Origin of the sequence: Actinocorallia sp. B10E7, assembly GCF_039871655.1 — a bacterium.
In the GTDB taxonomy this organism is placed as follows: domain Bacteria; phylum Actinomycetota; class Actinomycetes; order Streptosporangiales; family Streptosporangiaceae; genus Actinocorallia.
Genome location: NZ_JBDPLZ010000017.1, coordinates 46,980 through 64,007 on the forward strand (window position 1 = coordinate 46,980; position 17,028 = coordinate 64,007).

The following is a 17,028-nucleotide window of genomic DNA, read 5'->3' on the forward strand; positions in this document are numbered from 1 at the left end:
GACTCTCTTTGATCAGTCCGGTGTTCACGGACATGCCGGATCAACGCCCCCCTGGCGCGCGGTTCTCTTCCGATCCAGCGCGTCTTGACCGGGGCCGCCCCTTCCCCGGTACCCGATCGCGGAATCGCGTGCTGTCGATCACTCACGGGGAGTGTCGCATCCCAGGTGGAGAACCTCAACAGGTTCCCATCAAGAAACCGTAAGTCTCGAAATGAGAGAGGTTGCATGATTTTTCTTGATTTTCTAGGAAATGGGAGTGTGGTCTTTCCGGGGCGGATCCTCGGGAATTCACGGGACGCCCGCGCCGATCTCACCTTGATCGCAAGGGGCCTGGAGCGGCGGAGGGGCTGCGCCCGCCGTCGAATTGCGGCAAGCTACTGGTGAGACGGAAGGGGCGGGATGACCAGACCTCTGATCGGGATCACGACCTACCAGGAGGCCGCGCGCTGGGGCGTGTGGATCCGGGAGGCCGCGCTGCTGGCCACCTCCTACCCCCGCTCGGTGGAGCGCGGTGGGGGAGAGCCGGTACTGCTGCCGCCTCCGGCGAGCCTGGACGGGGTCGAGTCGCTGGTGTCCCGGCTGGACGGGCTGGTGATCGCGGGAGGCCCCGACGTCGAGCCCGCCCGGTACGGGGAGGCGCCCCACGAGCGCACCGGCACCCCGGACCCGGCGCGCGACCGGTGGGAGTCGGCGCTGCTGCGCGCCGCGATGGAGGCCGACACGCCCTTCCTGGCGATCTGCCGGGGCATGCAGCTGCTCAACGTGGTGCAGGGAGGCACCCTCATCCAGCACCTGCCCGACGAGGTCGGGCACGACAGGCATCTGCCGCAGCAGGGGAGGTTCACCCGGCACCGGGTGCGCATCGCCCCCGACAGCCTGACCGGGCGGCTCCTGGGCGAGCTGGTCGATGTGCCGACCTACCACCACCAGGCGGTGCGGCACCCGGGCAGGGGCCTGGTCCCCGTCGCCTGGGCGGCGGACCAGGTGGTGGAGGCCGTCGAGGTGCAGGGCCACCGGTTCGGCCTCGGGGTGCAGTGGCACCCCGAGGAGGGCGACGACCTCCGCCTCTTCGAGGCGCTGGCGGAGGCCGCCGCGAAGTGAGCCGGGGCCGGCGGCCCCTGCTCAGTGACCCTTGCCCTGCTCAGTAGCTCTTGGGCAGCCCCAGGTCGTGCTGGGCGATGTGGGCCAGGACGAGCTCCTCGGCCACCGGGATGTTCTTGCCGATGCGGGCGTCGCGGAACATCCGGGCCACCGGGTACTCCAGCGAGTAGGCCATGCCGCCGTGCGTCTGGAAGGCGCGGTCGGCGGCCATCCAGGCCGCCTCGGAGGCGGTCAGCTTGGCGATGTTGGCCTCGCTGCCGCACGGCTCGGCGCGGTCCCACAGCCAGGCGGCCTTGTAGGTCATCAGCCGGGCCAGCTCGGTCTGCGCCTTGATCTTGGCCAGCGGGAAGGCCAGCGCCTGGTTGGTGCCGATCGGCTTGCCGAAGGGAGCCCGGTCGACGGCGTACTCCACCGCGACCTTCAGGGCGGCCTCGGCGCCGCCGACGCCGGAGGCCGCGGCCAGGATGCGCTCGGGGTTGAGGATGTCCCACAGCACCGCGAACCCGCCGTCGACCCGGCCCAGCACGTCGGCCTCGGTGACCCGCAGGTCGTCGAGGAACACCATGCTGGAGGCGACGGTGTTGGTGCCCATCTTCGGAATCGGCTGGTAGGTGAGGGTGCCGGCCTCGACGCCCGCCTTGACGTCCACCAGGAAGACGGTGAAGCCCGCGGTGCGCGGCTTGGCCTCGGCCGCCGGGATGGTGCGGGTGACCAGCAGCATGTGGTCGGCGCGCTCGACACCGGAGATCCAGATCTTCTGGCCCTTGACCAGCCAGCCGTCGCCGTCGCGGCGGGCGTGGGTGGCTATGTTGATGGCGTTGCTGCCGGCGTCGGGCTCGGTGAGCGCGAAGCAGGTCTCAAGCTCGCCGGCGGCCAGCTTGGGGAGGAACCTCTGCTTCTGCTCCGCGGTGCCGTGCCGGTTGATGGTCAGCGCGCCGAAGCCGGGGGTCAGCAGGTAGATGAAGGACGCCGCGGCGCCCGCCCCGGAGGCGGCGAGGGTCTCCAGCGCCACGGCCAGCTCCAGCAGGCCCTGCCCGCCGCCCCCGTACTCCTCGGGGATGGCCAGACCCAGCCAGCCGCCCTCGGCCAGGTCCTGGAAGACCTCCTCGGGCCAGCGGTGATCGGCGTCGCACTTGTCCCAGTACTCGTAGCCGTACTTGGCGGTGACGGCCGCGACGCCGTCGCGAACGGCCTGCGCGCTCTCCGGGAGGGTGAAGTCCACCGGTCGCCTCCTTGATCTAGGTCTTGGCTTCGGAGAACACCCTAACCGATCGAAGTAAGTGGTTACTGACATGCCTTCCGGCGCCGGCGGACGACCAGGTCTGGCCGGATCGTGTCACCGGTGCTGCCAGGGGAGAAAGCCAAGTGATAGCTGTGAAAGCCGGAGGACCGTCCCGCTTCACCATCTATTGGACGTGAGGTCTTGTGGTTCTCGTGTGACGCGCGTTACCGTACCAAGCGCTTGGTCGTTAATTGATGCATGACGTCACTGGAGGTGGCCTTGGCAAGCGTGCCGGTGATGGTCACCAGTAGGATCCGCGACCTTCTTACCCAGATCGGTGAGTTGTTCACCATCGCTCTGGAAGGGTTGAGACGGACTTGGGATGTAAAGAACTGGTTCTGGGAGTTCGTCGAACAGTGCTGGTTCCTGGCGAAGGTCACCACCCTTCCGGTCGTTCTCATCGCGCTTCCGCTGGGCGCGACCGTCGCACTTCAGGTCGGTGACCTGGCCGGACAGCTGGGCGCGCAGTCGGCCACCGGAGGCGCGGTCCTCGTCGGGCTCGTCCGCGAGGTCGCCCCGCTCGCCGCCGCCCTCATCATCGCCGGCGCCGGAGGCTCCGCGATGACCTCGGACATGGGGGCCCGGCGGATCCGCGACGAGCTGTCGGCCATGGAAGTGATGGCCGTCAACCCGATCCACCGGCTGGTGACCCCGCGCATGTGGGCGGCCAGCCTGGTCTCCACGATGCTGGCCTCCCTGGTCATCCTGTCCGGGGCGATCGGCGGCTTCTTCTTCAACGTCCTCCTGCAGAACGTGACCCCCGGCGCCTACTTCGACGGGGCGCTGGGACTGCTGCGGGTCTCCGACCTCGTGGTCACCCTGTTCAAGGCCTGGCTGTTCGGCTTCATCGCGGCGATGGTCGCCTGCTACAAGGGCATGAGCTGCGAACAGAGCCCGGTCGGCGTCGGACGGGCGGTCAACCAGGCCACCGTCGTGGCGCTGATGCTCGTCTTCGCCTTCAACTACGTGATCACCACCATCTACGTCATCGCCTTCCCCCCCAAGATCTGAGACCGGATGCTGATCAACGCCCCCCGAAAGGTCGCGCTCGGCGCGAGCAAGGGCACCACGGCCGCGGTCGAGCGGTTCGCCGGACTGTCCGGCTGGCCGATCTTCCTGGGCCGGGTCCTCCTGTACGCGATCCGCGACATCCTCTTCAGGTTCAAGTACGCCAAGACCGTCGCCCAGCACGTCAGCGACATCGTCATCGGAGTCGGCGGCACGGTCGTCGGCGGCGGCATGGTCTTCGTGACCTTCACCATGTCGCTGTTCGTCGGCACCGAGATCGGCCTGCAGGTCTACACCGGCCTGCAGGTCATCGGCGCGGAGTCCTTCATGGGCCTCGTGGGCAGCTTCATGAACGTCCGGGAGATCACGCCGATCATCGCGGGGATCGCGCTCGCAGCCCAGTGCGGCTCGGCGTTCACCGCCGAACTGGGCGCGATGCGCATCTCCGAGGAGATCGACGCGCTCGAGGTGATGGGCATCAACTCCTTCGCCTACCTGATCAGCACCCGGGTGGTCGCCGCGCTCATCGCGCTGGTCCCGCTCTACCTGATCGCGCTGTTCGCCAGCTTCTTCGCCACGAGGTTCGTCAGCACCGAGTTCTTCGGGCTGGCCCCCGGCGTCTACGACTACTACTTCCACCTCTACCTGCCGCTGAAGGACCTGCTCTTCAGCGCGGTCAAGGTGGGCGTGTTCGCCTTCGCGGTCATCACGATCCACTGCTACTACGGCTTCTACGCCAGCGGCGGCCCGGTCGGCGTGGGCACCGCCGCAGGCCGGGCGATCCGGCTGTCGATCATCATGATCGTCGTCCTGAACCTGCTGCTGTCCTACGTGTTCTGGGGTCAGGGCGGAACGGTGAGGTTGTCCGGATGAAGGAACTCACGCTGCGCCGCCGGCTCGTCGTCTCGGCGGCCTCGCTCCTGGTCGTCGTGCTGGCGCTGTACACCGCGATCTTCAAGCCCTTCGCGTCCAAGGGCACCCCCTTCACCGCCGAGTTCACCCAGGCGGGCCAGGGACTGGGCACCACCTCCCCGGTGAAGATCCGGGGCATGGAGGTCGGCAAGGTCAACCGGATCGAGCTGCTGCCGAACGGGCGGGCCAGGCTCACCCTGCGGATCAACGACGGGGTGCGCCTCCCCGACACGACGGTGGCCTCGCTGGAGCCGGCCTCGGTGTTCGGCCCGAAGTTCGTCAACCTGCTGCCCGGCGAGCACGAGACCACCGGCCCCTACCTGCCCGGCGGATCCGAGATCACCAACACCTCCGACCCGCGCGACCTGAACGACCTGCTCGCCGACGCCAACGCGGCCCTGGCCGCGCTCGACCCCTCGGACATCGCGATCGTGGTCGACGCCCTGGCCCAGGGCCTGGGCGGCCAAGGAGAGAACCTGCGCGAGACCATCGAGAGCCTCGAAGTGATCGTCCAGGTGGCGCACGACAACCGGAAGAACGCCCGGACGTTCCTGAAGGACCTGGGCCGGCTGGCGAGCATCCGGGGCGCGGGCGAGGACGTCGCCTCGATCGTCGCCGACACCAACGCGGTCATCGACACCGCGGCCAAGGGCGACGGACGGCTGCGGCGGTTCGCCCTGAACGTCGCGGAACTGTCGGCCACGACCGGCCGCGGCCTCCACAACTACGGAGGAGACCTCCGGGAGGGCTTCCACTCCGGAGAACGCGCGGTCGGCGTCATCTACGCCCAGCTCGGGCTGATCGGCCCGGGGCTGCGCACCGGCAACAACCTCCTGCCCGTCTACCGCAAGCTCAGCTGGCCCGCCACGGGCACGGACGGCAGACGCATGCTGGCGGTGAAGATCCTCCTGCCCAGCGACCCCTGCCAGATCCTGCTCGGGGTCTGCCCTCAGGGCGGCTCGAAGAAGACCAAGAAGGGAGGCGAGTGATGACGCTCAGCTCCCGCTCCAGGCTGCGCCGGACGACCTTGCTCAAGCTGGCGGTGTTCTTCGCGGTCACCGGCACCCTGACCTTCCTCATCGGCACCCAGATCGCCCGGGTCGCCTTCGGCGGCGGTTACCAGATCACGGCCACCTTCGACGACGTCACCGGACTGATGAAGGGCGACGTCGTCAAGGTCGCCGGAGCTCCGGTGGGCCAGGTCGCCTCGATCGAGGTCAAACGGGGCAAGGCGGTGGTCACCCTGACCATCCAGGAGAAGTACCGGGTGCCCGCCGACAGCGAGGCCGCCATCCGCTGGCGCAGCGCGATCGGCCAGCGGGTGGTCTACGTGATCCCCGGTACCAGCACCGAGAAGATCAAGGACGGCGCGCACATCGAGAAGACCCGTTCGGTGGTGGACATCGGCGAACTGGTCGACCAGATCTCCCCGCTGGCCAAAAGCCTGGACCCGGAGCAGCTGAACGAGCTGCTCACCTCCATCTACCTGGCGCTGGACGGCAACAAGGAGAACGTCACCCAGCTGATCTCCAACGTCGACCAGCTCTCCTCGACCATCGCCTCCCGGCGCACCACGCTGAACCGGCTCCTGGAGGACTACACGACGGTCACCGGGGTGATCGCACGAAGGGACCAGCAGATCCGCCAGATGACCGACAACCTGGTCGAGCTGAGCGACGCCTTCGTGCGCAACCGCGAACTGCTCGACAAGTCCCTGGTCGAGCTCAGCAAGACGTTCCAGACCTCCGACAAGGTCATCGGCCGCAACGGAGACCAGCTGGAGAAGGTCATCGCCGCCCTCGCGATCATCACGGCCGGCGTCGACGGCAACCTCGACGGCGTCAAGAAGACGCTGGACCTGGCCGGGCCCAAGCTGCAGCGCCTGTTCTCCATGCTCAACGCGGGCGACTACGCCAAGGGCGGGGTCGCCTGCCTCACCCTCGTCGACGGGACCTGCCCCTACCCGGTCGTCCTCAAGGACTACCAGGGCAACCCGCAGAGCCCGCAGACCCTGCGCAAGATCCTCGTCGGAGGGAAGTGATGGCGCTCAAGTCCTTCCGCGACCGCTCGCCGATCACCGTCGGCCTGGTCTCCCTGACGGCCCTCGTGCTGGCCATCGCCGGGACCTTCCTGACCGGAACCATGGGCCTGCTGAAGAACCGCTACGAGATGAGCGGCGTCTTCAGCGACACCGGAGGGCTGCGCGACGGCAACAACGTCCTGGTCGCCGGGGTCCAGGTCGGCGAGGTCACCGCGGTCGAACCCGACTTCGGCAAGGGCCTGGTCCTGGTGAAGTGGAAGGTCGACCGCGGCATCGACCTCGGCCCGCAGACCCGCGCGGAGATCCGGATGTCCAACATCCTGGGCGGCCGCTACCTGCGGCTCACCGGACCGGTCACCACGCCCTACCTGGCGGACCAGCCGGAGTCCCGGCGGCGCATCCCGCTGGAGCGCACCCGGACCCCGATCACCGTCAACGAGGTGCTGAAGGAGGGCGCCACCTTGCTGAAGGGCATAGACGCCAAGACCTTCAGCAAGGTGATCGACCAGCTCGGCGGCCTGTCGGAGGAGAGCCGCAAGAAACTCTCCCGGTCCCTGTCCAACCTCGTCGACCTCGCCGAGGAGCTCAACACCGGCCAGGGCCGCATCACCGAGCTGCTCGACAACAGCGACCGGATCCTGAAGATCGTCAAGGAGAAGGACGCGACGTTGTCCACCCTGGTGAACAACGCGATGACCCTGCTGGAGGTACTGCGGCAGCGGCGCACCCAGCTCACCCTGCTGCTCGGGGGAGGCAGCTCGGCGGTGCGGAGCGTCGGCGACCTGATCTCCGACCAGCAGAAGCAGCTCAACCAGATCATCGGCGACCTGCAGCACACGATGGACACGCTCGACCCGAAGGTGGACGAGCTGAACACCGCGCTGGCCTGGGCGGGCCCCACCCTCTCGGCGTTCGCGTCCATCGGCCAGTACGGCAACTTCACCGACGTCATCTTCAGCCAGATCGGCCAGGTGTCCCCGGGAGACCTGGCCCAGCTCGCGCAGATGCTGAAGGAGTCGCAATGAGAAGAGGGCTCGCGAGCCTGCTCGCGCTCACCGTCATGACCACCGCCGGCGGCTGCTCGGCCGTCGGCGGTGGGGGGACCTACGAGCTGACGGTGTTCTTCGCCAAGACCCCCTCGCTGTACGAGAAGTCCCGGGTGAAGATCATGGGCGCCAACGTCGGCACGATCGAGCGGATCGAGGTGGACAACGCCAACAACCGGGTGAAGGCCAAACTGCTCATCGACGGGGACATCCCGATCCCCGCGGACGCCCACGCGGCGATCGTGTCGGCCAACACCGTCGGCGAGCGGAACATCGTCCTGTACCCGGCCTGGAAGCCCGGCGCGGAGCGGATGAAGCCGGGCACCGTCATCCCGCAGGAGCGCACCGACCTCCCGGTCGAGATCGACGACGCGCTGTCGGCCTTCACCACCCTCGCCGAGTCGGTCGACCCCGAGAAGCTGCGCTCCACCTTCAAGGGCGGTGCCGACCTGGTGCGCGACAACGGCGAGGACATCAACCACGGGCTGCAGACCATCGGCGACCTCACCAACAACCTGGCGGCCCAGGACAAGCGGCTGATCTCGCTGGCCACCTCGCTGAACGACCTCGCCGGTTCGCTGAACCGCCGGGACGAGAAACTGAAGGCGTTGTTCAAGGCCTTCAACGACGCGGGCGGGCTGCTCGGCGACGAACGCGAGCAGCTGCGCGGCTTCCTGAGCGGGCTCGAAGCCGTCATCCGCCAGGGCGACGTCGTCATCAAGGTCTACCACGAGAAGCTGCCGTCGACCGTGGCCGACCTCTCCGAGATCGTCATGACGATGAAGGCGAACAGCGGCTCGACCGCAGAGGCCATCGCCGCCCTGGCGGATTTCGCCGGCGTGGTGGTCAAGGCCTGGGACCCCAAGCGGCACGTCGTCACCGTCCGGCTGCCACCGGGCGGGATCGCCCGCGCCTGGCTCCAGCCGATCTTCACGGCGATGGGCTGGGGATCGGTGCCCTGCCTGGACGCTCCGCTCGGCAACTGCGCCGACCCGACGATCAAGAAGACCGACAAGGACAGCAAGAAGAAGAAAAAGAAGAAGGCGGGGGCACCATGAGAAAGCTCCTCGTCGTGGCCGTGCTGGCCGCCACGACCAGCGCGTGCTCGGTGCAGACGCTCGGCGCGCCGCAGGGCGGCTTCGAGTTCGAGGCCGAGTTCACCGACGTGCAGACCCTGGTCGTCGGGCACAGCGTGCAGATCGCCGACGTGCCGGTCGGCACCGTGACCGGGATCGAACTGGACGACAGGTTCCGCGCGCACGTGAAGATGGAACTGGAACCCGGCCTCAAGCTGCCCCAGGGCGTCACCGCCTCGGTGGCCAAGACCTCGCTGCTGGGCGAGAACTACATCAAGATCACGCTGCCGTCCGGGGCCTCCATGAACAGCGAGCCCTCCCTGGCGGAGGGCGCGGTCATCACCCAGACCCACGTTCAGCCCGACCTGGAGAGCATCTCCGAGAAGATCGGCCCGGTCCTGGCCTCCGTGGGAGGCCAGGACATCGAGCAGATCGTCGACGCGGTCGCCACCGCGGTCCGGGACAAGGGACCCGAGCTCAACAAGCTCATCAAGCAGATCTCCCAGGTCTCCGACAGCTACGCCTCCGCCGCGAAGGACCTGGAGACCACCATCGACGGCTTCGCCCGGCTCGGCGACTCCCTGGCGAAGAAGAGCGGTGAGCTCGACCGGCTGCCCGGACGGATCACCCTGGTCACCGAGCGGGTCGAGCGCGACCGCAAGGAGCTCAAGGCCGCGGTCCAGGAACTGGTGACCCTCGGCGAGGAGTTCAACGGCCGGATCCGCGGCGAGCACGGGGCCAGGCTGCGCTCCCTGCTGCTCAAGCTCGACAAGATGCTCAAGGCGATGGTGCGCGGCCGCCAGGACCTCAAGAACCTGGTCAACGGCCTCAACTCCAACCTGCTCGGCGCGCCCTCGCTGACCTACAAGGGACAGGGGCTCATGCAGGCCTGGCTCGCCGGGTTCCTGGACTTCAACGCCGACGGCAGCCACATCACCGCCAACGACGGCCGGGGCGAGCACGTCGACCTGAGGGTCTCGACCCGCAAGGCGCTCTCCCCGGTCACCCAGAAGGAGGACTGATGCGGCCCAGAATCCTGCTCAACCTGGCCGTCTTCGCCGTCCTCGGCGTCGTCCTGTGCGTCTGGGCGCTGACGAGCATCGTGAGCGTCGACGCGATCCGCAGGCCGTTCACCGTCGAGGCGGAGTTCGCCTCCTCGCCGGGGCTGCGCAGCGACCTGGAGGTCGCCTACCTGGGCGTCCGGGTCGGGACGGTGGACGATGTGCGGCTGACCGCCGGCAAGGTCGTCGTCGCCATGCACATGGACCGGGGCGTGGTCGTGCCGTCCAACGCCAAGGCGGCGGTGCTGCGCAAGTCCGCGATCGGCGAACCCTACATCGAGATGGAGCCGGCCGAGGGGCCGGCGGAGCGGCCGCTGCGCGGCGGCGACCGCATCCCGCTGGAGCGCACCAGCGTCGCCGTCGACTACAAGCAGCTCTTCGAGAGCGTCGGCGGGCTGATGGAGGCCGTCGACCCCGCTGACGCCAACACGCTGCTGCACGAACTGGCCGTCGGACTGGAAGGCCGCGACACCACCCTGCGCGACCTCGTGGGCGACGCACATCAGCTCACCGGCACCCTCGCCGAGAACGCCGAGTTGCTGGACCAGCTCTCGGTGCGGCTGACCGAGCTCACCGGCACCCTCGCAGACGGCGGTCCTCAACTGGCCGAGGGGCTCGACGGCCTCGCCGCGTTCAACGGCGAGCTGGCCGACCGCCGCGGCGACCTCGACTCCATCCTGGAGAAGGGGCCGCAGTTCCTGGCCAACACCATCGAGATGATCGAGGCGGCCAAACCGGGGATCAAGTGCCTGCTCACGGCTCTGGGCACCAAGGCGCCTCCGCTGTTCACCCCCGAGGCCAGCGCCCAGCTCAGCCACGCGCTCGGACTGCTGGACCAGAAGATCCCCAAGGTCGTCGACGACGTGGTCGTCCGGGAGAAGAGCGGCAACCACTACGCCAGGGTCACCACGGCGCTCACCGCGGGCGGCCCGGTGCCGATCGCCGATGAGTTCACGAAGCCGAGGCCCCAGCCGCGGACCCCGCAGCTCTACTACTGCACCGGGGCCTACCAGAAGACCGCGGACCTCGAGCGGGAGACGGGCCGGACCCAGCCGGAGAAGAAGCAGAAGCCCGCCGAGGCGGCCGGGCCGTTCACCAAGGTCGAGGCCCCGGTCGCCGACGCCGCGCCCGCGTCCGACTCCTCGCCCCTGGGCCGCTGGCTGCCCGTCATCCCGATCGTGCTGGCCGCCGCGATCCTGGCACTGACCGCCCGCCGTTCCCTGCGACTCGTCCGCCGTCGTGCGGGTCGCTGACCACTGGAGAGACATGAGCAACAGCACCGAGATCGAAGAAGAACTCGAGAGCGCGGTCACGCCGTCCGAGGAGCCGGAGCAGCCGGAGCCGGAGAAAGTCGAATCGGAGAAGGCCGAACCGGAGAAGGCGGCGCCGGAGGAGGCCGCAGAGGCGGATGCCGGGCCCGGCCAGGACGGAGAGGACGAGCCGTCCGAGGTCGAGGCCGCAGTGGGGAAGGCCCCTGCGGAGAAGGAACGCCCCCGGCGGGAGCGCCGCCTGGACGGCAGGGTCATCGCCGCGGCCGTTGTGCTCTTCCTCCTGACCGCTTCGCTGGTGGGCTCGGCGTTCCTGTGGCGGGCCTGGACGTCGTCGGACGAGAAACTGCAGGCCCAGCAGCAGGTGAGGACCCGTTCGGCGGAGTTCGCCCAGGCGTTCCTGCTGTATGAGAACACCGACCTCGACGGCTGGGAGAAGCGGCTGACCGCGCTGGCCGTGCCCGAGTACAAGAGCGCGATCGGCCAGGCCGTGAAGATGCAGTTCCCGCTCATCACCGAACTCGAGGCCGACTCCAAGGTCACCGTCCGCGAGGTGTTCGCCAACGACTTCGACGGCACGGTCGCCAAGACCATGGTCGTCGCCGACACCCAGATCACCAGCAAGGAGTTCGTGCGCACCGTCACCGGGATGCGGCTGCTGGTGGAGCTGAACCTGGTGAAGGGCGAGTGGCTGGTGAGCGGTGTGGGCGTGCTGGGCATCGACGACGAGTCGATGACCGACGACAAGGGCAACGCCGTCGACCCGGAGAAGCTGGACGTCCCGGAGGTGAGCCCGTCCGCGGTTCCGTCGTCGGGCACGCCGTGACCGGTTCGCCGGGGCCCGGCGGGATGTGAGACCTTACGGCCATGAGCGCGGAGGAACTTCAGCAACGGATCTCTGTGGAGTACGCACCCCTGGTGGCGCTGTACCAGTTGCTGGAGGACCGCCGAAGAGAGCCGGGCTCGTCCGGGCTCGCGGGGCCCGACTGGAACGCCAGGCTCGCCGCGCTGCGGGCGCTGCGGGAGGGCACCCTCCCCGGTGACCGGGCGGCGCTGGCCGGCGCGCTGCTGGATCCGGAGAGGCGAGACGTCCGGCAGGTCGCGGTCGTCACCTCACCGGACCGGCTCGCCGGACTGGTGGCCGAGGCCGTCCGGCTGGGGGAACGGGTGCTGCTGTTCGGCGACCCCGCGCGGGTGCCCGCCGGCCTCTTGGCGGTCGACGCCGCCCTGCGGCCGGTGGGGCCGCGCTGGGAGGAGGAGCTGCGCGTCCTGCGCCGCGACCTGGTGATACTGGAGCAGTGGCCGGGGGATCTGGCCGCGCTGGAGGCGGCGGAGGCCGAGCTGGCGCGGCGGGAGAACGCCGCCGTCGAGCAGGAGCGGCGGCTGAAGTCGGAGCTGGAGTCCCTCGAGGCGGGGAGGGAGCAGGCGGCAGCGGCGGTGACGCAGGCGGTCGAGGCGCGCGAGGCCGTGGCCGCCGCCGAGCGGGAGGCCGCACAGGAGGCGGCCCGCCGTCTGGAGGCCTTCACCGAGGCCAAGGACGTCGCGGAGACCGCGGCCCGTCAGGCCGCCGCCGCGGCGTCAGCGGCGGGCGAGGCGGCCCGGCGGATGTCCGAGGTGGAGCAGCGGATAGGCGACCTGCGTACGGAGGCCGCCTCGGTCCAGCAGGCCCAGGGCGACCTGGGGGAGCGGCTGGAGCGGGCCAGGGCCCAGCTGCCCGCGGTCGCCGAGGAGGCCGAGCGGGTCGGCCGGCTGGCCGCCGAGGCCGAGGCGCTGCGCCACGCGACCTATTACCGGCTGGCCGGCGCGGAGTCCTCGCTGGCCGCTGAACGCAAACGGCAGAACCTCGCCCAGCGGCTGCATCTGGCGCCGGGCCGCCCGCAGCTGTCCGAGCTGCGCGCGGTGGTGGCCTCCCGGCGGTTGGAGGCCGAGCAGGCGCTGGCCCGGGCGAGCGAGCTGAACGAGGCGAGGCAGCGGGCCGAGGGGGAGCGGGCCGGGCTGACGGCCTTCCTGGAGCAGGGCGGCCGGGAGCTGGAGGCGGCGCAGGAGGCCCAGCGCCGCCTCACCGAGGAGCTGCCCCGGCTGGAGGCCGAGCTGGAGCCGGTGCGCGCCGAGCACGAACGGCAGGCCGCGCTGTCCGCCGAGGCCGCGGCCGAGGCCGCGCGCGCCGCCGAGCCGGCGGACCGGGCCAGGACCGAGGGCATGGCCGCGGAGGAGCGGTTGTCGGCGGCCAGGGCCGCGCTGGCCGAGGCCGACACGGCGATCGCCGCGGCGAAGGAGCACGAGACCGCGCTGGACGGGCGCCTCGCCGAGACCCGGGCCGCCCTGGAACAGCACGAGCCCGTCGCCGCCCGGGCCGTGGAGGAGGCTCGCCGGGACCTGGAATCGGCGAGAGAGACCGTCGAACGGCACAGGCGGGAGATCGACGCCTTCCTCGGCGGGCTCGACGAGCAGGTCTGGCGGGAACGGGCCTCCGCCCGGCACGAACTGCTCACCGCGGCGCCGCAGGAGGCGGCCCAGGTGGTCTGCGCGGGTCCTGACGCGCTCCCTCCGGGCGAGTACGACGTGCTGTTCGTCGACGCGGCCGAGACCGTCACCGACGGCGATTTCCTGCTGGGCGCCGTCCGTACCCGGCGGCAGGTGCTGGTGGGCACCCCCGGCGGAGGGACGCCCCCGGCCGCGACCGCGCTGCGCGACCTCCTGAACGCGCTGCACGCCCTGGCGGGCATGGACGGGACGGGCGACCTCACCGCGGGAGCCGCCGCCGAACTGGACCGCCTGAGGACCTCGGGACTCTGGGAGGGGCACTACGCCGAGCGCCACGCCAAGATCATCCGTCGGCTCTCCGGGCTGGGACTCGACCCGGTCGAGGCGCTCGAGCGCGCGGTGGCCGAGCGGCTGGAGACCGGCTTCTACCGGCGCTGCCTGGACGCGGTGTCCTGAGGGGCCGGCGGTAAGGGTCGGTGGCTCCTCGGTTCCCAGCCAAAACCTGGTAAATGGCACACTTAATGGCATGTTCGGCATCACTGACCTCACCACTTATGCGGTGGGGGCCTTCCTGATCATTCTGCTCCCCGGCCCCAACTCCCTGTACACGCTGTCCGTCTCGGCCGGGAACGGAGTACGGCACGGCTACCGGGCGGCGTGCGGGGTCTTCATCGGCGACTCGGTGCTGATGCTGCTGACGGCGGTCGGGGCGGCGTCCCTGCTGCAGGCCAACGCCCTGCTCTTCTCGGTGGTCAAGTACCTCGGCGGGGCCTACCTGGCCTGGCTGGCCTTCGGCATGCTCCGCGCCGCCTGGGGCATGTGGCGGGAACGTTCGCTCCGGACGGAGCGAGCGGAGCCCGACGCCCCACCGTCCCCCGAGAGCCGCCCGTTCCGCAAGGCGCTGGTGATCAGCCTGCTGAACCCGAAGGCGATCCTCTTCTTCATCTCGTTCTTCGTCCAGTTCGTCGACCCGTCCTACCCGTACCCGGCGGTGTCGTTCCTGGTGCTCGCGGTGATCCTGCAGGTGTTCAGCATGCTCTACCTGACCATGCTCATCTTCGGCGGCACCTGGCTGGCCGAGGGGTTCCGGCGGCGCAAGCGGCTGTCGGCCACCGCGACCTCCGCGGTGGGCCTGGGCTTCCTGGGCTTCGCGGCCAAGCTGGCGACCTCCTCGGCGGGCTGAAGGAGCCCGGAGCCGGAAGAGAACGGACGAAGGGGGTGCGGGCCGACGGGCCCGCACCCCCTCTCTCGTCCGGTGCCTTAGCGGCGGCGGCCGGTGAGCTGGGCGTTGGTCTCGCTGGTCTGGGTGACTGCGGTGTGCAGGTCGGTCCAGAAGCCGAGCTCCTCGTCCTCCTTGAGGTGGGCGATCCGGCCCCAGAACTCGCGGTCCTCCACCTCCTGGGCGACCTGGGCCGAGATGGCGGGCATCATCAGGGTGCCGGCCTCGGCGTCGTCCAGGTCGTAGTGGGTCATCTCGGCGGGCATCGCGACCGGCGGGGCGCCGGAGGTGCGGTGGTGGCGTCCGCGCTTGCGCACCCGGACCTCGGGGGCGGCGGCCACGGCGGCCGGGACCTTCACCGCGGCGGCCTTGGCCAGGCCGACGGCGAGCACGCCCAGGACGGCCAGGCCGACCACGCCGGTGAGCGCGGCCTCCTTGACGGGAAGTTCGTGCGCGTCGCCCCCGGCGGGCTCAGGACGGACCTGGACCTGGGCCTGGAGGTCGGTGACGGGCGCCTGGGTGAGCTGCTCGACGGAGGGCGCGGGGGCGGAGTGCTTGGGCTGGTAGCCCTGGTAGACCTGCCCGGCGACCTTCACCTTGCCCGGATAGCCGTAACCGACGATGTCGGCGGAGTCGCGCTCGCGCTTGGCCAGGGTGTTGTAGGTGTTGGCCTCGATGGTGTGGATGGTGCCGTCCTCGCCGACCTTCTCGACGATGCCCACGTGCTGGATGGAGTCGATGCTCTTGGCGCCCGACCAGTTGAAGAAGACCAGCGCGCCCGGCTCGGGGGTGGTGCCCCAGGCGTCGTTCTCCTCGAACCACTGCGCGTGCTCCTGGGTGGAGGCGAACTGGCCGGCGTACTCGGTGACGCCCGCCTTGTCCGCGGCCCAGGCGAGGAACATGTCGCACCAGGGGGCCGTCGTGAAGTACGGGTTGGCTTCCTCGTCGACGTTCTTGGTCCACCAGTCGCCGAACTTGGTGTAGCCACCGCTCTTCTCGGTGTAGCCCAGTTCGCTCTTCGCGATTTCCAGGAGCTTCTGGCCTACCGGATCCACGCGCTCACTCCTTGTTCCACGACCTTCGAGTTCCGTGACCTTCCAGGGCTGATCACGACTCGATCTCGGAAGAATGTACTCAAGGTAACTGGCAGGGGCAAGCGATACCGAAGGATCCGTCGGGTCCAGGTCAAGGAATCCCTTGCCGTGTCAAGAAAAAAATTTTCCCAGGTCAAGGGCTCCTGGCACACTGTTCCTCCGGAGGTAAGGAACCAGATGAAGATAGAGCCTTACCGGAGGGTGCTCTCCCTGCCGGGGCTGCCGAGCCTGATGCTCGTGGGGACGCTCGCCCGGATCCCGGTGACGGCCACCGGAGTGGCCCTGACCCTGCACGTCGCCATCACCCTGGACCGGGGCTTCTTCCAGGCGGGCCTGGTCGGGGCGCTGTGCACGCTCGGGGTGGCGCTCAGCGCCCCGGTCGCCGGGCGCTTCGTCGACCGGTACGGGATGCGGCCCGTCCTGCTGGTCACGATGCTCGCGCAGTCGTGCTTCTGGCCGCTGGCGGGCCACCTGTCCTTCTGGCCGCTGCTGGTCGGCGCGCTGCTGTCCGGCCTGCTGGCCCTCCCGGTGTTCGGCCTGACCCGGCAGTGCCTGGCCGTGCTGGTCCCCGAGGAGCGGCGGCGCACCGCGTTCTCGCTGGACTCGATGCTGGTCGAGATCGCCTACATGATCGGTCCCGCCCTGGCCACCGCGGCGGTGGCCCTGGTGGGCAGCCGCTGGACGCTCGCCGCCATCGGCCTCGGCATGGTCGGGTCCGGGACCGCGCTCTTCGTGCTGAACCCGCCGACGCGCACTGAGGAAGAGGCGGAGGCGGAGGCCGCCTCCGGCGGGGACCCGGTGCCCCGGCGGTCCTGGATCACCGTCCCGATGGCGGCGCTGCTGCTGGTGACCTTCTCCGCCACCTTCGTCCTGGCCGCCACCGAGCTGGGCATCATCGCGGTGCTCACGGGGAGCGGCGCGGTGAGCTGGACGGGCCTGGTCATCGGCGTGTGGTGCCTGGGGTCGCTGGTGGGGGGCTTCGTCTACGGCGGGCTTCCGCGGGGCTTCCCCGCCCCGGTGCTGATCGGGGCGATGGCGCTGCTGACCCTCCCGCTCGTGCTGGTCACCGACTGGCGGCTGCTGATGGTGGCGCTCATCCCCTCGGGCCTGCTGTGCGCGCCGTCGTTGTCCACGACGGTGGACACCATGTCCCGGTGGGTTCCGGCGTCGGTGCGGGGCGAGGCGATGGGGCTGCACAGCACCGCGATGACGTTCGGCCTGGCGTGCTCCGCCCCGCTCGCGGGACGGGTGATCGACCAGGCGGGGCCGGGCTGGGCTTTCGTCCTGGCCGGGGGCGTGGGGCTGGTCGTCGCGCTGGTGGCGGGGCTGGTGTGGCGGAGGAGTCCGGGAGCCGTGGAACCCGTGCCGGAGAAAACGGAAAAAGCGATCATCGTTTAACTTCTCTGGCATAAGGCACAATGCGCAGGGGAGGCGCC

Annotated in this window: 15 protein-coding genes; 13 read left to right on the forward strand and 2 right to left on the reverse strand. The window is 69.8% G+C overall.

The genetic code is table 11. The features are described 5' to 3' along the window. Positions 1–399: 399 nt before the first annotated feature. Positions 400–1,101, forward strand: a complete 702-nt coding sequence (locus ABGB12_RS33880) for a gamma-glutamyl-gamma-aminobutyrate hydrolase family protein (RefSeq protein WP_347684442.1) — start codon at positions 400–402, stop codon at positions 1,099–1,101. 40 nt (positions 1,102–1,141) lie between these two features. Here ABGB12_RS33880 and ABGB12_RS33885 read toward each other — a convergent pair whose 3' ends face one another. Then, a complete protein-coding gene (locus ABGB12_RS33885; RefSeq protein WP_347684444.1) occupies positions 1,142–2,323 on the reverse strand; it encodes an acyl-CoA dehydrogenase family protein in 1,182 nt (393 codons plus the stop codon). Between the two features lie 258 nt (positions 2,324–2,581). On the opposite strand from ABGB12_RS33885, the gene ABGB12_RS33890 reads away from it, so the two are divergent. The 11 genes from ABGB12_RS33890 to leuE all read left to right on the forward strand — a co-directional run bounded on the left by ABGB12_RS33890 (position 2,582) and on the right by leuE (position 14,462). Beyond that, entirely contained in the window at positions 2,582–3,394 is an 813-nt protein-coding gene (locus ABGB12_RS33890) for an ABC transporter permease (RefSeq protein WP_347684446.1), read from the forward strand. Positions 3,395–3,400: 6 nt separating this feature from the next. Then, a complete protein-coding gene (locus tag ABGB12_RS33895) occupies positions 3,401–4,264 on the forward strand; it encodes an ABC transporter permease (protein ID WP_347684447.1) in 864 nt (287 codons plus the stop codon). After that, positions 4,261–5,292 carry an MCE family protein gene (locus ABGB12_RS33900; protein WP_347684448.1) on the forward strand — a complete coding sequence of 344 codons (1,032 nt, stop codon included), beginning with the start codon at positions 4,261–4,263 and terminating at the stop codon, positions 5,290–5,292. Before ABGB12_RS33895 ends, ABGB12_RS33900 begins: the two co-directional genes overlap by 4 nt. Further along, the gene (locus tag ABGB12_RS33905; protein ID WP_347684449.1) at positions 5,292–6,344 is read left to right on the forward strand and encodes an MlaD family protein; all 1,053 of its coding nucleotides are present in this window, start codon (positions 5,292–5,294) and stop codon (positions 6,342–6,344) included. The genes ABGB12_RS33900 and ABGB12_RS33905 overlap by 1 nt, the downstream gene beginning before the upstream one ends. After that, a complete protein-coding gene (locus tag ABGB12_RS33910; protein WP_347684450.1) occupies positions 6,344–7,369 on the forward strand; it encodes an MlaD family protein in 1,026 nt (341 codons plus the stop codon). The genes ABGB12_RS33905 and ABGB12_RS33910 overlap by 1 nt, the downstream gene beginning before the upstream one ends. Next, positions 7,366–8,448 (forward strand): MlaD family protein, encoded by a 1,083-nt coding sequence (locus ABGB12_RS33915; RefSeq protein ID WP_347684452.1) that lies wholly within the window; start codon positions 7,366–7,368, stop codon positions 8,446–8,448. Before ABGB12_RS33910 ends, ABGB12_RS33915 begins: the two co-directional genes overlap by 4 nt. After that, the gene (locus tag ABGB12_RS33920) at positions 8,445–9,488 is read left to right on the forward strand and encodes an MlaD family protein (RefSeq protein WP_347684454.1); all 1,044 of its coding nucleotides are present in this window, start codon (positions 8,445–8,447) and stop codon (positions 9,486–9,488) included. Before ABGB12_RS33915 ends, ABGB12_RS33920 begins: the two co-directional genes overlap by 4 nt. After that, positions 9,488–10,780, forward strand: a complete 1,293-nt coding sequence (locus tag ABGB12_RS33925) for an MCE family protein (RefSeq protein ID WP_347684456.1) — start codon at positions 9,488–9,490, stop codon at positions 10,778–10,780. The genes ABGB12_RS33920 and ABGB12_RS33925 overlap by 1 nt, the downstream gene beginning before the upstream one ends. Positions 10,781–10,793: 13 nt before the next feature. Next, positions 10,794–11,621: a hypothetical protein gene (locus tag ABGB12_RS33930; RefSeq protein ID WP_347684458.1), complete on the forward strand. Its 828-nt coding sequence runs from the start codon at positions 10,794–10,796 to the stop codon at positions 11,619–11,621. Positions 11,622–11,695: 74 nt separating this feature from the next. Further along, positions 11,696–13,735 (forward strand): hypothetical protein, encoded by a 2,040-nt coding sequence (locus tag ABGB12_RS33935; RefSeq protein ID WP_347684460.1) that lies wholly within the window; start codon positions 11,696–11,698, stop codon positions 13,733–13,735. Between the two features lie 70 nt (positions 13,736–13,805). Continuing rightward, positions 13,806–14,462 (forward strand): leucine efflux protein LeuE, encoded by a 657-nt coding sequence (leuE, locus tag ABGB12_RS33940; RefSeq protein ID WP_347684462.1) that lies wholly within the window; start codon positions 13,806–13,808, stop codon positions 14,460–14,462. A 77-nt stretch (positions 14,463–14,539) separates the two neighbouring features. Here leuE and ABGB12_RS33945 read toward each other — a convergent pair whose 3' ends face one another. After that, on the reverse strand, positions 14,540–15,553 hold the full coding sequence (locus ABGB12_RS33945) for a CHAP domain-containing protein (RefSeq protein ID WP_347684464.1): 1,014 nt from the start codon (positions 15,551–15,553) through the stop codon (positions 14,540–14,542). A gap of 216 nt (positions 15,554–15,769) precedes the next feature. On the opposite strand from ABGB12_RS33945, the gene ABGB12_RS33950 reads away from it, so the two are divergent. Further along, complete coding sequence (locus tag ABGB12_RS33950; protein ID WP_347684466.1) at positions 15,770–16,990, forward strand: MFS transporter; 1,221 nt, start codon at positions 15,770–15,772, stop codon at positions 16,988–16,990. Positions 16,991–17,028 lie beyond the last annotated feature (38 nt).